This is a genomic window from Acidicapsa borealis (assembly GCF_059115245.1).
In genome coordinates, this window is sequence record NZ_JCACNY010000001.1 from 857,171 (window position 1) to 872,365 (window position 15,195).

Consider the following 15,195-nt stretch of genomic DNA (forward strand, 5'->3'; position numbering starts at 1 on the left):
GATGAGGCCTATCTGAGCTCCGCCTGGAACCAGTCAGCATTCCCATCCAGGTAGTAGCCCAGCAGGATCCAACTGTGCGCGGTGTGATAGACGAGAAACTTTGCGAATCGCGGTTCCTTGTCATAGTTCAAGGTCAGATAGACGATCCTCGTGGTGGCGGATAGCGGCCGGACGCTGAGAATCTCAAACGACCTGTATGCGCCAAGCGATTCCTGCATGGACCGCAGCTTGTTGGCAAAACTCCGGTCAGCGTTACCTTCCCAGCTGCTGCCCTTGGACCATGCCTTCGCGGCCTCATCCGGTCCAAACTGCCTGAGCGCGTCGAGCCCTTCCAGGATCACCGGGGGCACACTCTCAGACGAGGGCTTTGGGCCCTGTCCTGACGCGGCGACACTGAAGGCTGTGGCCCCAAGAAGAATCCAAAGAAACCCAATCAAGAAACAGCTCTTTCGCATAGAAGCTTCTTTCATACTGCGGTGATTTACCCTTCGAATCAGGTCCATTTCTACAGTTCCACGTATCGCTGCCACATGTGGCTGATTGATATACTCCAACCCATGAGCACGGCCAAACTCCAGGAACCGAGATTGCGTTGAATACTCTCCCACTGCTGCTGATCGTTCTAGGCATCTTTACGGTTGCGTACCGATACTACAGCGCGCTGCTCGCCACGCGCGCCTTCATGCTAGACGACCGCAACATCACTCCCGCTCATCGTTTCAAAGATGGCCATAACTACGTCCCGTCGCCCAAGTGGGTCGTCTTCGGACACCATTTCGCGGCCATCGCCGGCGCGGGTCCGTTGGTAGGGCCAACGCTGGCAGCGCAGTTCGGATTCGCTCCCGGCCTCATCTGGCTGGTAGCGGGAGCAGTCCTCGCCGGAGCAGTGCAGGACCTCACTGTTCTGATCGGTTCCCTCCGCCATGACGGCAAATCGCTGCCCTACATCGTCCAGCGCGAAGTCGGCCCGGTCACCGGCTTGCTCGCGATGATCGCCGTGCTGCTGATTCTGATCGTCGCGATGGCCGGCCTCGCCATCATTGTCGTCAATGCACTGAGCCAGAGCGCGTGGGGCATCTTCACCATCGGCCTCACGATCCCCATCGCCATGATTATGGGCGTGTGGATGTTCCGCGGCAACGCCGGAAAAGTCCGTGTTCTTGGCCCGTCGATCTTCGGCATTGCTTCCATTGTTGTTGCGCTCGTCGGAGGCCACTGGTTCGCCGGTTCTAACTTCGCGCACCTGCTGCTCTTCAGTCCGCACCAGATCGTCATCATCCTCTGCTGCTACGGATTTCTGGCTTCGGTGCTGCCTGTCTGGATGCTGCTGGAGCCACGCGATTACCTCTCGACATACGTAAAACTCGGCACGCTCGCGGCGCTGATCATTGGCGTTCTCGTCGTCCACCCAAACCTGCAGTTCCCGGCCTTCACGCCTTATGTCCATGGCGGCGGCCCGATCATCCCCGGCAAGCTCTTTCCGTTCCTCTTCGTCACCATCGCCTGCGGAGCCATCTCCGGCTTCCACTCGCTGGTAGCCAGCGGCACCACGCCCAAGCTCATCGACAAGGAAACAGACGCGCGCTTTATCGGCTACGGAGCCATGCTGGCCGAGTCGCTCGTCGGCGTGCTGGCGCTTATCGCCGCCTGCTCCATGATGCCCGGAGACTACTTCGCCATCAACACTCCTCCGGCGGTCTTCGCCAAGCTCGGCATGCACGTTGTGAACCTGCCCGAATTTTCGCAGCAAGCCGGCGAACAACTCGCAGGACGTACCGGCGGCGCCGTGTCCTTGGCAATTGGCATGGCGCAGATCTTCCGCGGTATCCCCGGCATGAAGTCGCTGACCGCTTACTGGTACCACTACGCCATCATGTTCGAGGCGCTCTTCATCCTGACCACCATCGACGCCGGCACCCGCGTTGCCCGCTACGTGATGCAAGAGCTGATGGGCAAGCTCTACAAGCCGCTCGGCCGCACCAACTGGCTGCCCTCGAACCTGCTCGCCACCGGCATCATCGTTGTCTGCTGGGGATACCTCATCTGGGGTGGGACAATTTCGACGATTTGGCCGCTCTTTGGTACGGCTAATCAGCTGCTCGCCTCAATTGCGCTTGCGACCATGACGACGTACCTGGTCAACCACAAGAAAGCGATATTCGGCTGGTGCACGCTGATCCCCGCACTCTTTGTCCTTGTGACGACGGTTGCAGCGGGCACCATGTCCATTCAGAACGTCTTCTACCCCATGTCGCAGCATCCCGGCACGCAGCTGCAGGGCTGGATCGAAACCGCTCTCATGGCAATCTTCATCGTCGGCGCCATCGTCATCGTTGGACTCTCGTTACTGCGCTGCCTCAAGACCCTGCGCGGCGTTGCACCACCCTCCGCTACTTCGGAAATTACCGAACCTGGCAAAGTCACCCTGGAACCAGCCGCTCCTTATCGATGCTGCTGAGTCGTCCTATTTTTTCGTCGTTTTATTGTCCGCGAGACCTTTGTTGAGCTGATCGATCAGCGCCGCCTTGTCGGGGGTCGGCGGACCTTTGGAAGCGGGAGGCGAAGCCTCAGCTTTCCCGGCCTCCTGCTTCGTCGCACTCGCAGTCTTTGTCTGAACGCCGACCGGCGCATCGGCCCATTGAACGATAAGAGAGATCCGCCGGTTCGTGGGGTCCAGTGGATCTGTCTTGACTCGCAGCATCTGGTCGGCGTAGCCCCGAACCTGCGAAATCTGGCTTGGACCTACTCCATCCTGCTGCAACAGCCTGCGTGCTGCGTTGGCGCGGTCCGCGGATAGCTCCCAGTTCGTATATCCATTGTCGTTCGAGTAGGGCTTCGCGTCCGTGTGTCCCTCCAGCAGTAGGTGATTGGGCAGAGGCTTCAGTTGCCCCGCCAGCATCGCCAATAGCTGCTGCCCGGTTTCGCTCAGCTTGGCGCTGCCGCTTTCAAAGAACGTGCCCTTCTTGTCCTCGATCAGTTCAATCCGCAGCCCCTCCGGCGTAATCGTGATCTCGATCTGCTTGGCCAGCTTCTCCAGATTGTTCTGCTCCTTGATCGCCTTTTCGATCTGCTCCTTCAGCTTCTGCACGTTGGTCTTGTCCAAGGTGACGCTGTCCGCATCGCCCATCTTGTCCGACCCGGTTTCCTTCTGCGAGCTCTTCGGATCGTTGAAGTATCCAGCCACCGCCTTCTTCACCTTCACGCTCGAATTCAGCAGCCACAGCACGATGAACAGCGCCATCATCGCTGTCACAAAGTCGGCATAGGCTACCTTCCACGCGCCACCATGATGCCCGCCGTGCCCGCCCTTCTTCTTGATCACGATGATCGGCTGCTTCGTCAGCGGCATTTTCTCAATTCCTCAATCAGTTGTTCTGTTGGGTCGTCCTAGGCTGCCGCAGCAGCTTCCGGCGCAGCCGAGCCACCGCCCTTGCAGGCCTTCTCCATCTCCGCAAACGAAGGCCGCACATGCGCCGGGATCGCCCGTCGCGCCATCTCGATCGCGATGATCGGCGCATTCCCCTTCAGGAACGAAAGCATCAGCACCCGCAGCACCTGCAGGTATTCGTTGTACTCATCGGCTCCCTTGGTCATGTTCGCCGCCAGTGGTCCTACGAGGCCGTAGCACATCAGGATCCCAAGAAAGGTGCCCACCAGCGCCGCCGCCACCTTGTGTCCAACCTCCTCGGGAGGTCCACCAATCGCGCCCATGGTAATCACCACCCCCAGCACCGCCGCCACGATGCCCAGCCCCGGCAGCGCGTCGGCCACCGTCGAAAGGGAAGCGATCGGCATCGCCGCACCGTGGTGATGCACCTCCATGTCCCGCTCCATCATCTGGTCCATGTCGAAGGGCTCCACGCCGCCTGTGATCGCCATGCGCAGCGTGTCACAGACAAAATCGCAAACATGATGATCCTTCAGGAACTCGGGATACTTCTTGAAAATCGCCGACTCCTTCGGCTTCTCCACATCGTTCTCGACAGAGAGCAGCCCCTCCTTGCGCACCTTGTTCAGAAGCTCGAACATCATCTGCAGCGTCGAGAGATACCTCTTCTTGCCAAACGGCGACGGCTTCAGAACTCCAAGCACCCCGCTTACCATCGCCTTGATGATGTGCATCGGATTGGCGATAAACAGCGTCCCCAGCGCTGCGCCGCCAATGATGATCAGCTCCGCCGGCTGCACCAGCACCGCCAGATTGCCCTTCTCCATCAGATAGCCGGCCACAATCGCGCCAAAGACCACCACAATCCCGATAATCGCGAACATTCCCGCCCCCTAAATGTGCTGTTCTTCCTTGCCCGTCGTAATCGAAACCGTCGCGCCCATCGAAACCGGCGACCCAGCCCGCATGGCCAACTGCGCCCGCCGCAGCAGCGCCGAAAGAGTCTCGGACTGGGGCATCCCAGGCTGGGCCTCGCCCGCCTGTGCTGCGCCGACACTTGCCGTCAGCGGCACCCGATCCCCCCACCAGCGAAAATCCGCCGTCCGCACAGCCGCCGCCAAATGCTGTCCATGCGCCCGCAGCATCTCCGTTGTTCTCTCGTGGCAGATCACCAGGAACTCATGCGTTCCCCAGCGCCCCAGCATCTCCGTCGGTCGCAGCCCATGCAACAGCGTCCGCTCGACAATCTCCAGCATCGCCTCAGCGGCATCCCGCCCATGGGTGCGGCGAAGCGTCGCGGCCTGGTCCACGTTCACCCACAGCAACCCGAACGGAACTGCATTCGTTTTCCACTCCTGCCACGCCTCATCCAGCCGGTCTTCCATCCCCGCCTGGCTCTGCTCCACTCGCGCGTCACTCCTAAAGCCTTCGTCGGCTACCTCGCCACGCGGCAGCGTGTCGATCTCCTCCACCGGATGAAACCGCAGCAGCGTCCCAAACCGCTTGCCCGTTTCATCCCGCAGTGGCGTCGTCCGCAGCATCCCCGGCAGCGAATGCCCCTGGGCATGGCGCAGCGTCACCAGAACCGGCCGTCCCGCCTTCGGGTCGTTTCTCAATGTTGCTCGCCGCTCAATGCGCAAAAGCGGTCGCGGCTCCGGTGCCGGTTCGGCAAGACTCCTTCGCTGGGCGTCTACTTCGTAAAGCTCCGCCGGAAACGGGCGCGACAGCAAGTCCCCACTGTGATATCCGGTAATCGCCTCCGCGGCCGCGTTCCAGAAGACCACCCGCGAGCCCGCATCGAGCACCGCGATGGCCTCGTCCAGCTCGCCCAGCGCTGCGCCTAGCAGCTCCACCTGCAAATCAGTACTAACAGCCATGCCCAATTGCCCCACAAAGCTACATGCAGGGTCTATCGGCAGTCCCCCAAGTTACTTCAAGGCGAAATTGGCGGAGAGATGAGGAAAGAGAACTATGTGAAACATCTGAGCCGGAATGGGCTTATCCAGACGCAAAAAGGCCCGGCAGAGTCACCCTCTGCCGGGCCTTTCCCCAGAACCTAAGCTACCGCTCCGCCTTGCGGCAGCCGGATCACAAACCGCGTATCTCCGGGCTTGGAATCAATCTCAATCGATCCGCCAAAGCTCTGCGTGACGATTCGCTGCACGATTTCAAGCCCCAGCCCGGTGCCTTTGCCTACCGGTTTGGTCGTAAAGAAAGGGTCGAAGATTTTCTGCTTCAGTTCCGCCGGAATTCCCGAGCCATGGTCGCCAATGCTCACCGCCAGCTTGCCCGGCTCGCCCCAGGTCCGCACATCGATCTCGCCACCGTCCGGCGAAGCGTCGATGGCGTTGTCAATCAGATTGGTCCAGACCTGGCTGATCGCTACGCCCGTCGTATTGATGATCGGCATCTCGGCGTCGAAGTGCTTCGCCACCGTGATTTGTTTCTGCCGCATCTTGTGACCCAGAATCGTCAGCGTGCTCTGAATGCTGTCATGGACGTCGACGTTGCGCAGCGTGCAGCGGTCGTCGTAGGCGAACTTCTTTACCGCCATCACCAGGTCAGAAACCCGCGTAATACTCTCCTCGATCGCCCCCACCAGCGAGACGCTCGACACCAGCGACTCCAGCCAGTTCAGCGTATTCGAGAAATCCTCAGCGGCAAAAGCAGATTTGGCGCATTCCAGCTCCCGCGAACTCAGCCCAATCCCCACCAGCGTTGGCGCCATCTTGTAAGCATTAGAAACCCCGGCCGAATCCAGCCACTCCGCCAGCGCCTCTTCCGCATCCGACTGCTCCAGCGAGCTCATCGCGATCGGCTTGGCGTGGTTGATGGCCTCCGTCTGCAGATTGTGCATGCAGATTAACTGCTCGGGAGTTACCGGCTTATCGCAAAACGTGAGGCTCAGTTCCTGTAGCCGGAGAAGGTTTACCCGCAGCTGCGAAGCAGCACGCTTGGCTGCCGAGCCGGGATTATGCAGCTCATGCATCAGCCCAGCGGCCAGAGTACCCAGCGAAACCAGCTTCTCGCGGTGGGCTGCCTCGGCCATGTGCGCATGCAGCCGCTTCGCCATGTTCTCCAGCACCATCTTCCGCGCCGTGGGAGAGCAGGCCATCAGCTTCCAGAACGTATCTTCATCAAAGCGCAGGCCAATCGAATCCTGAGATGCCTGCATCTTCAGCGAAGGCACCTTGCCGGTCAGCAGGATTACCTCGCCGAACGAGTCGCCAGCCTTGGCAACGTACATGCGATAGCTGCTGCCATCCACATCGTACTTGTCGATCAGTACTTCGCCCTCGAGCAGCACCCAGAAGGTCCGGCTCTCCTCGGCGGTGTCATGAAACAACACCCCCGCCGGGATCCGGAGCAGGTCGGCTTCCCCAAGTCCGCAAAGCTGGTCCGGGGTCACACCCGCAAAAGAAAATACCGTGCTTAATTGCTGAGCGTAATCATCCAGCGATACCCGCTCGACCGTAAAAGGCGTCCCGTTGTCCATATCCGTTGCTGCTGCCATTGTTCCGGCGAAGGCTCCCCTTGTCATAGGGTCTACTTACCTCTTATATGGATGTAGCGTGCCGCAATACGATGCGTTTCTTCGATCCCACTTTTGTTTTTCGCCATCGAACCCTCGAAAAACCCCATTCACCCTAAAAACTGGCCAGGTACTGGTGTGCAAACTGTACCGCAATCGACCCTTCCCCTACCGCCGACGCCGCCCGTTTCACGGAACCATGCCGAACATCTCCGGCTACAAATACCCCTGGTACGCTGCTCTCAAGAAGATACGGATCGCGATTTTCCTTCCAGATCCGGGCAAACTTCCCCGTACCCTTCATCTCAGGCCCAAGCACCTCAGGATTGGCCAGATCCGGCCCCGCGAGGACAAATCCCTTATCATCCCGCAAGATCGAGTCCGGCAGCCACTCTGTTCCCGGAACAGCTCCGATAAAGACGAACAGCGAACCCGCCTTACGCACAGACTCACCATCCGGCCCCTTGAGCCGCAGGCATTCCAGGTGCTCCGTGCCTTCAGCAGCTAAAACCTGTGTATTTGGCTCCACCACTATATTCGGCGTGCGCTCAATTTCGTCAATCAGATATTTCGACATGCTGGATTCGAGGCTGCTCGCACGCACCAGCATCGTAACCTTGCAGGCAAACTTGGCAAAGTGCAGCGCCGCCTGACCCGCGGAATTCGCTCCGCCGACAATGTAAACATCCTCATCCTTGCAGGCCGCCGCTTCGACCAGGGCCGCTCCGTAGTAGATGCCGCGTCCGGTAAGTTGTTCTGCTCCAGGGATTTCCAGCCGCTTGTACTGCACTCCCGTCGAGAGCAGCAGCACATGGCTTGAAACCTCGCGACCATCCGCCAAGACGACAAACCGGTATTGTCCAGCGACCCGCAGCCCAACCGCCCGCTGCGTCAGGAACTCCGCCCCAAACCGTACGCCCTGCATGTGCGCACGCCGTCCGAGGTCCGCGCCGGAAATGCCGGAAGGGAACCCGAGATAATTTTCAATGCGCGAAGAAGATCCGGCCTGACCACCCGGCGCCTCGGGTTCAATCACCAGCGTCTTCAAGCCTTCCGAAGCACCATACACCGCTGCCGCCAGCCCCGCCGGTCCCGCTCCGACCACAATAATGTCGTAGAAATCCTGTGCCGCCTGCGTTCGCAGACCCACCCGCGCCGCCAGAACTTCCGGCTCCGGATCCACCAGCGCGCTGCCATCGGCGAACAACACCACCGGCAGCGCCTCCGGATCGAGAGATCGCTCCGCCAGGAGCTGCTGAGCATCGTCGCTCGCCGCCGCGTCCAGCCAGCGGTAGGGTACATGGTTCCGGGAAAGGAAGCTCCGCAGTTGGTGATCCTTGAGCGACCACCGGTGCCCGATGACTCTAAGTCCTTCAAACTTCGGCTGATACCCGGCATTCCAGTCCTGCAGCAGATCATCCAGAACGGGATACAGCTTCTCCTCCGGCGGATCCCACGGCTTGGTCAGGTAGTAGTGGATCCGCGCCGTATTAATCGCCCGGATAGCCGCTTCTGTATCCGCATAGGCCGTCAGCAGTACCCGCTTTGCCTCGGGATAAATCAACTGCGCCGCCTGCAGAAATTCAACCCCCGTCATCCCCGGCATCCGCTGGTCGCTCAGCAATAAGGCCACGGACTCCTCGCGCATCTTCAATTGCTTGAGAGTATCCAGCGCCGCCTGTCCGCTGCCTGCCCGCAACACGCGATAGGTCGAGCCATATTGCCGGCGCAAATCCTGCACCACTGCCTCAAGAACACTGATGTCATCGTCAATCGCGAGAAGAATTGGTCTGCTCATAAAGGTTCTGCGTCCGTGTATCTGTTCCGTCTACCAGTGTAGCCCGAGGCCTGGGTGACGCCTCGTTGAGGTGAATTTACGGCGCATTATTTCCGCTAAGGACAAAAACAGAGAATTTCTGTAGCGCATAGTACAACATGACGGTACTCTGTGAGCGTAACGTGATTTTTGCGTTACCGGGCCCCAGATCCTCTTTTTAAGCCTTACCAAAGGAATGCACCGCCTCCGAGATGTTGCAAAATAGAGCAAAGCGATGGACAAGCGATTGCCGCCGATAGAGCTGAAACGGGGCAACCTGCGCCAGGAATCGTGACCGGGGGGTTCGATTCGTGGTGGTCTAACAACTTTGCGACTTTCAGGAGGCGCGACGGGGACTATGAATAAAGTTATCTTGGCAGACTCACAGGCGATCTTTCGAGCAGGAACCGCAAAAGTTCTTGCCCTCGACGAAGATTTGCGCATCATCGCACAATGTTCCGACGCCGAACGTATGATGCACGCTCTCAGCACCTTTCCCGGTTCCATTGTCATTTTTGCTTCCGCCCTCAAGCCGGAGCTTTCCCGTCTGCGCCTCCTGCTTGAAACCAGCGGCAGCCGCGGCATTGTCATCGCTGAAAATAACGAGTCTCCAACCCCATTCATGCAGGCTGGCTTCAGCGGCGTCATCTTCCGTAATACCACCGGTTCGGCCCTGGTGGACTGCGTCCGCAAAGTAGCAGCCGGTGAAATCTGGCAGCCTCTTCAGGCCATGCTTGCCAACGTCGCAGAAGAAGACATGGTCGGCACCCGCGTCCGCGATCGCCTCACGCCAAAAGAGATGCGCATCGTCGCCCTCATCGTGCAGGGCTGCAAGAACCGCGAGATCGCTACCCGTCTGAAGACCACCGAGCAGGTGATCAAGAACTACCTGCGCTCCATCTACGACAAAACCGGAGTCAGTGACCGCCTCGAACTCGCCCTCTTCACCCTCCACCACCGCGTCCTGGCGGAAGCTGCGGCCATTGTAGGCAGCCACATCGAAGCCGAAGAACTCGCCGACACGGCCACAATGCCCAGCGTGCCCCAGAAAGTCCAGAGCATCGTTCGCACTGGCACTTAGATGGCCGGCGAGCGTCTGCGGAGACTACCGCCCAGGCAGCTGCCTACTTGGCCGCGCAGTCCGAGCGGCCCGTATCGGCCACGCTCGCGATGAGCCACTTCCCATCCTTGCGCACCAGGTTGAACAGATCCGTGCCACAGTGGTCCACCTTGCCATCGCTCAAAAACTCAAATGGCGCCCACACCATCGCCAGGTCGTTGTCGATGCGCACGAGCGGATCATGAATCCGCTCCTCGATCTTTGTCTTACCCGGCTTGCCAACCCGCGCTGCGAAATCCTCGAAGGTCATCTGCGTCGGCTTGCCGTCGCGCATCAGCACCATCACGCCACCCGGTAGAGTCGGCTCCTTGATCGCCGCGGCATCCCGCTTCGCCATGCCGTCGAACATTGCCTGCACTGTTGCCAGCACAGCCTGTTCTTCCGGCGTCGCAGCATGAATGGAAGCAGCCGTGGAAAGCAATAGAGCGCAAACCGCAGTGCACGAAATCAGACGGGAAAGGCGAAAGTTCGTTATAGCGCCCAATTCTATATCGCCTCACGCGAAGTCAACAGCGTCGAATCAAAGCAGGCAGAGCGACAGGCTAGTCGCCAAACATCTCCATCTGTGGCAGTTCAATCTGTGGTTCGATCAACGAGGCGTCGTTGTTGCGAACGCTGTTGATCGCCGTCCCTACCTGCCAGGCCTTCATCTTGTCGGAATCGAACGGCCGCAGCAGATCGACCGGTGGCCGTTCTTCATCGCTCTCCGTCAGCCAGCGTTCATAGCCGCTCTGCGGAACGATCAAGGGCATGCGATGATGGCCGGTCAGATCATGCAGGATCTCGTTTGGTTCCACCGTCACGATGGCAAAGGTATCCATCTCCACCGTGTGATCCTGCGATCGCCAACGCTGCCAGATACCGCCCAGCGCAAAGGGCTCGCCTGTCTCCATGCCAAAGACAAACGGCTGCTTCGTCTTGGAATTGACCCGTCTCCATTCGACAAACGAATCGACAGGAACCAGGCATCGGCGATAGAGGAAGGACTTCTTCCACATGTTGCTCGAAAGCAGCTTCTCCGCGCTGGCATTGATCGTGTCGAGTTTGAACTTCTTCGGGTCCGTGCAGAAGGGCGGCAGCATGCGCCAGTACATCATCCGCAGCGCGCGCATGCCAACCTCGTCGTCCCAGGCGATAACCGGCTGCATCGTCCCCGGAGCCACGTTGTAGTTCGGCGCAAGCTCAAGTTCAACGCTCAGATCGAGATCGTCGATATTGCCCACGGCAAATGCCTCGGCAATCCGCTGCTTGTCTGACCGTCGCTGGTATCGTCCGCACATCTTGCATCCGCCCTCTTGAAGCTAAGCCTTCAGCGGCACGCCCACCAGCTCAGAAACTGCTCCTGCAATTCCCGGAGCCGAAGCCAGAATGACGTTGCCCTTCAGCAGGCCATCGCCCGCCAGAAAATCGTTCACCCGGCCACCGGCCTCTTCCACCAGCACCAGCCCGGCAAGGCAGTCCCATGAATACATATGCGTTTCATAGCAGGCATCCACGCGGCCTGCGGCCACACTGGCAATCGCCAGCGAACCCGACCCGCCACCACGAATCGCGGCGCCTGTACTCATCACCTTGTCCAGCAATTCGAGGTAAGGCCCTTGAGGCTGCCGTAGAGCACGCCCAACTTCGAGCAATGACTCGTTCAGCTTCGTCGCCTTCGACGTGTGAATTGGCTCACCGTTCACTGTTGCGCCCATGCCCTTCGCCGCGGCGAACAGCTCATCCAGCATCGGCTGGTAAATTACCCCAATCGAAGCCACGCCATTCAGCACAAACGCAATCGAAACGCAAAAATGCGCAATGCCACGCGCAAAATTTGAGGTGCCGTCGATCGGGTCGACGACCCAGGTGCAGTCGCTCACCTGCCCGCCATCTTCCTCGCCCAGAAACGTATCTTCTGGAAACGCAGAAAGCAAACGCCCGCGCACCAGCTTCTCCACTTCGCCATCGGTCGCAGTCAAATAGTCCTGCGGCCCCTTGAACTTGTAGATCATGTTCTCGCGGTCCAGAAAGCGCCGCTTCTGCAGCGCGCCAGCCTCACGCGCTACTGCGCAGGCAATCAAAAGCCTGTGCTCTAAAGAATGCTCCAGAGAATTCGTTGTCATTGCAGCTTTCATGCCGGGTCAGTTCACCGGCTGTAGGAATATGCCTTCCCTTCAATTATAGGTTTCCGATATTCCATGCGATCCGGCCCACCCCATCGAATGCAGCCGGATCGCCGGGACCTTATCGGCTGCGTGATCCGACTATCACCAGCCCGATGCCACCCACCAGGGCCACCGCGCTGAGAATTGGCGGGATCGGAATCGACTCTTTTTCCTTCTTGTCAATCTGCAAGGGCCCGAGATCAACCGCCTTCTTCTCGTGCGTAAACGAAACGCCACCAACGGCAAATCCGATAATCCCGATGACGATCAGCACTAGGCCAATCACGGTAGGAGCTTTCATGGTTCCTTCTTTCTTCCTCTGAATTTTGAAGCGAGTCGGGCAAGCCGGGCAGTGGAGAACTGGCAAAGCCAACTACAGCCTTAGTAGCCCCGAGCGCCCTGCCGAGTTGCCCCTGGATGGAAGAAACCAATGCTCAAGCTGAAGCCAGCACTCCTTCCCAGGGTTCAGGGAGGTTTTTTATTCACAAACACACTTTTTCGTATGTAAAGTGGTTCTGCCGAAAGCGAGGGCAGGATGAAACATCGTAAGCGCACAGGATGGAACCGGAGAGAGTTTGTTGCCGGGGCAGCGACGCTGGCTCTCGGTCGTTGGAGTCTGGCTTTGCCGGGCAACAACAACGATGGCGCGACCAAGCGCGACGTCTACATCGTCTCCAACTTCCATCCGGCCAGCTGTGGCTGGCTTGCGGACTTCTCCAGGGAACGCGTCTACTGCGTCAACAGCTATCTCTCGCATCTGGATCGCGTGCGCGACGACCCGCAATACCAGTTTGTCCTGTCCGAGATCAACAACATCATCGGCATCATGAACTTTCGTCCCGAGCGTGTCGCCGAGTTGAAGCAGCGCGTGGCGGAGAAGCGCGTCGAGCTGGTGAATGGCTTCTTCCTCGAATCAACCATCAATCTCTCCGGCGGAGAGGCGCTCGTCCGCATCGGTGCCGAAGGCCTGCGCTGGTACGAGAAGATGTTCGGCATCAGGCCGAGATTTGCCTACTGCATTGACACCTGCGGCGTGCACGACCAGATGGCGCAGATCGCCAAAGGCCTTGGGCTCGAAGCTCTCATCTACACCCGCAGGAACCCGACAGGCAAGACACTCTACTGGACTGTTTCGCCAGATGGATCGCGCATACTCACACTCTGCCCAGGGCATTACTCCGAAGCCAGCAGCATCTACGAGAGCAAGGAAGTGTTGACTACGGAGCAACTCGACAAACTGGAATCCGAGTTCGCCTCAAAGGAAAGCAAGACCCCGCCGGGCGCTCCGATCCTGATCCTCGGAGGTGGCGGTGACTACTCCCTTGCGCCTCCAGTGAAGAGCTATCCGACCGCATTGCTGACGCAATGGAAAGAGCCCGGCACGCGTCATAACATCCGCTTCACGACGCTCGGCAAGTATCTCGATGCCATTCATCCCGGCATCGCATCCGGCGCGATCGAAATACCAACACATCGCGGCGGAACGGACTATGATTTCGACGCCTTCTGGATCGAAACGCCCAGAGTGAAGACACTCTATCGCAGCAGCGAACAAGCCTTACAGGCTGCAGAAGCGTTAGCCACCATCGCTAGCCTCAGCAGCTCATACACGTATCCATCGCAGAGCCTGTACGAAGCGTGGACACTGATGTTCCTCAACATGGACCGCAATACATTGTGGGGCTCCGCAGGCGGCATGGTCTTCGTCAGTGAAGAATCCTGGGATGTGCAGGACCGGTTCAACTACGTGACAAAGACTGCTGCAGACGTTCAGATCAGCGCACTCAAATCCCTCGCCTCAGCGAGCGAGCACACAACTGTTTTCAATCCGCTGAACTGGCACCGCAACGACCCAACTACGCTCACACTGCCTTCTGGCAAAGTAGTCGAGGGAGCAACCTGCGAACTTCAGTCCGACGGCCAAGTCCTGTGCAACATCCCCATTGCATCCGTAAGCATTCATCCATTGAAGCTAGTGAATGGCGAGCCGCAGAAACCAAAACGGCTCGGCTCCATCGATAAAGTCGAAACGTCGCTCTATGTCCTCACCATCGACACAAAGACCGGCGCCATCGCGAGTCTGAAAAGCAAGAAGACTGGGCGTGAACTTCTCGGCCCTCAAGCAAACGTCATCGTCGCTGAAAGACCAAAGAAGAAAGCACCCGACCCAGCCGATGTCCTTCCTCCCATGCCGGAGCAGGACAAGATCGCGGCCTCCGCGGATGAGCCATCAACGATTGAAGTACACAAAGGACCGCTCTCCACAACTGTAGTAGTTACAGGCAGGTTCTACGGCGGCGGAGTTCTCAAGCGAACCATCAGGCTCTATGAAACACACCCACGCATCGACTTCGAATCAGAGCTGAACGATATCCCCGACTACACCATGGTCTACGCAAATTTCCCCATGGCGAACGACGTTGAGGAAGTCATGCGTGGCATTCCATTCGGCTTCTCACATGGCGCATGGTCCAAGCCCAATCCCAACCTCCACGGCTGGACGAAAGGGATCGTGCCCGCAGTGCGATGGAGTGCTTACGCCACCGCAGGCGAAGGCGGTGCCGCGCTGCTTGATCGCGGACTAAGCGGCCGCGAACTTAACGGCCGCGAAGCATCGATCTATCTCTTCAACGCCGAAGACAAGTATCAGGGCTACCCCAATCCATGGCTTACCGGCAAGGGAAAGCACGTGCTGGAATACGCGCTGCTACCCTACGAATCCACATGGGAAGAAGCCAGAGTTCCGCACGCAGCGTGGGAGTACAACCTCGCCCCCGTGGTGCTCAATGACAGTAAAGCCAGTAATAGCCAGTCCTGTCTTGAAACCTCCAGCAACATCATCGTCGAATCCCTGCGCAGGCAGGGCGATCACATCATCGTGCGCTTTGCCGAAGCCTTCGGAGTTACAGGCGAAGCACGCGTGAAGTTGCTGGTACCGCATAAGTCCGCAGCCCTCACTGACCTTGTCGGCAACCTCGTGAAAGACCTGCCAACCGGCGCGGAGTATCACATCCCACTTCACCCGCAGCAGATCGTCACCATGCACTTCAAGACAGAGTCCGCAGTGGAAGAAGAAACACCCGTCACCGCATGGGATAAATTCGTTCCTCAAAACAAACTGAAGGCGCTGCACGCCTACAGTCCCGATGTCATTGGACACCCACCCACCGGCTAACAAAACAAAAGCCCTGC

13 protein-coding genes are annotated in these 15,195 nt (G+C 58.8%); 3 read left to right on the forward strand and 10 right to left on the reverse strand.

Annotation, left to right across the window (positions count from 1 at the left end; genetic code table 11):
• Positions 1 to 8 precede the first annotated feature (8 nt).
• Positions 9 to 437 carry a hypothetical protein gene (locus AC5S27_RS03540; protein WP_493933196.1) on the reverse strand — a complete coding sequence of 143 codons (429 nt, stop codon included), beginning with the start codon at positions 435 to 437 and terminating at the stop codon, positions 9 to 11.
• A 155-nt stretch (positions 438 to 592) separates the two neighbouring features.
• Here AC5S27_RS03540 and AC5S27_RS03545 point away from each other — a divergent pair, with 155 nt between their 5' ends.
• Positions 593 to 2,458: a carbon starvation CstA family protein gene (locus tag AC5S27_RS03545; RefSeq protein WP_493933197.1), complete on the forward strand. Its 1,866-nt coding sequence runs from the start codon at positions 593 to 595 to the stop codon at positions 2,456 to 2,458.
• A gap of 6 nt (positions 2,459 to 2,464) precedes the next feature.
• Here AC5S27_RS03545 and AC5S27_RS03550 read toward each other — a convergent pair whose 3' ends face one another.
• The 5 genes from AC5S27_RS03550 to AC5S27_RS03570 all read right to left on the reverse strand — a co-directional run bounded on the left by AC5S27_RS03550 (position 2,465) and on the right by AC5S27_RS03570 (position 8,718).
• Positions 2,465 to 3,349 (reverse strand): flagellar motor protein MotB, encoded by an 885-nt coding sequence (locus AC5S27_RS03550; RefSeq protein ID WP_493933198.1) that lies wholly within the window; start codon positions 3,347 to 3,349, stop codon positions 2,465 to 2,467.
• A 38-nt stretch (positions 3,350 to 3,387) separates the two neighbouring features.
• Positions 3,388 to 4,272 (reverse strand): flagellar motor stator protein MotA, encoded by an 885-nt coding sequence (motA, locus tag AC5S27_RS03555; RefSeq protein WP_493933199.1) that lies wholly within the window; start codon positions 4,270 to 4,272, stop codon positions 3,388 to 3,390.
• A 9-nt stretch (positions 4,273 to 4,281) separates the two neighbouring features.
• Positions 4,282 to 5,265 (reverse strand): GGDEF domain-containing protein, encoded by a 984-nt coding sequence (locus AC5S27_RS03560; protein ID WP_493933200.1) that lies wholly within the window; start codon positions 5,263 to 5,265, stop codon positions 4,282 to 4,284.
• 179 nt (positions 5,266 to 5,444) lie between these two features.
• Positions 5,445 to 6,902, reverse strand: coding sequence for an ATP-binding protein (locus AC5S27_RS03565; RefSeq protein WP_493933201.1), 1,458 nt, complete (start codon positions 6,900 to 6,902; stop codon positions 5,445 to 5,447).
• Positions 6,903 to 7,035: 133 nt separating this feature from the next.
• Complete coding sequence (locus tag AC5S27_RS03570) at positions 7,036 to 8,718, reverse strand: FAD-dependent oxidoreductase (RefSeq protein ID WP_493933202.1); 1,683 nt, start codon at positions 8,716 to 8,718, stop codon at positions 7,036 to 7,038.
• Positions 8,719 to 9,094: 376 nt separating this feature from the next.
• Here AC5S27_RS03570 and AC5S27_RS03575 point away from each other — a divergent pair, with 376 nt between their 5' ends.
• A complete protein-coding gene (locus AC5S27_RS03575; RefSeq protein WP_493933203.1) occupies positions 9,095 to 9,817 on the forward strand; it encodes a response regulator transcription factor in 723 nt (240 codons plus the stop codon).
• Between the two features lie 43 nt (positions 9,818 to 9,860).
• On the opposite strand, the gene AC5S27_RS03580 is transcribed toward AC5S27_RS03575, so the two are convergent.
• The 4 genes from AC5S27_RS03580 to AC5S27_RS03595 form a co-directional block, all read right to left on the reverse strand.
• Positions 9,861 to 10,340: a nuclear transport factor 2 family protein gene (locus AC5S27_RS03580; protein ID WP_493933204.1), complete on the reverse strand. Its 480-nt coding sequence runs from the start codon at positions 10,338 to 10,340 to the stop codon at positions 9,861 to 9,863.
• A gap of 58 nt (positions 10,341 to 10,398) precedes the next feature.
• Positions 10,399 to 11,136 carry an SOS response-associated peptidase gene (locus AC5S27_RS03585; protein WP_493933205.1) on the reverse strand — a complete coding sequence of 246 codons (738 nt, stop codon included), beginning with the start codon at positions 11,134 to 11,136 and terminating at the stop codon, positions 10,399 to 10,401.
• 21 nt (positions 11,137 to 11,157) lie between these two features.
• Positions 11,158 to 11,961: an inositol monophosphatase family protein gene (locus AC5S27_RS03590; protein WP_493933206.1), complete on the reverse strand. Its 804-nt coding sequence runs from the start codon at positions 11,959 to 11,961 to the stop codon at positions 11,158 to 11,160.
• Positions 11,962 to 12,082: 121 nt separating this feature from the next.
• Positions 12,083 to 12,304, reverse strand: a complete 222-nt coding sequence (locus tag AC5S27_RS03595; RefSeq protein WP_493933207.1) for a DUF3185 domain-containing protein — start codon at positions 12,302 to 12,304, stop codon at positions 12,083 to 12,085.
• Between the two features lie 234 nt (positions 12,305 to 12,538).
• Between AC5S27_RS03595 and AC5S27_RS03600 the strand changes: the two genes are divergently transcribed.
• The gene (locus AC5S27_RS03600) at positions 12,539 to 15,178 is read left to right on the forward strand and encodes a glycoside hydrolase family 38 N-terminal domain-containing protein (protein WP_493933208.1); all 2,640 of its coding nucleotides are present in this window, start codon (positions 12,539 to 12,541) and stop codon (positions 15,176 to 15,178) included.
• The last annotated feature ends 17 nt before the right edge of the window (positions 15,179 to 15,195 follow it).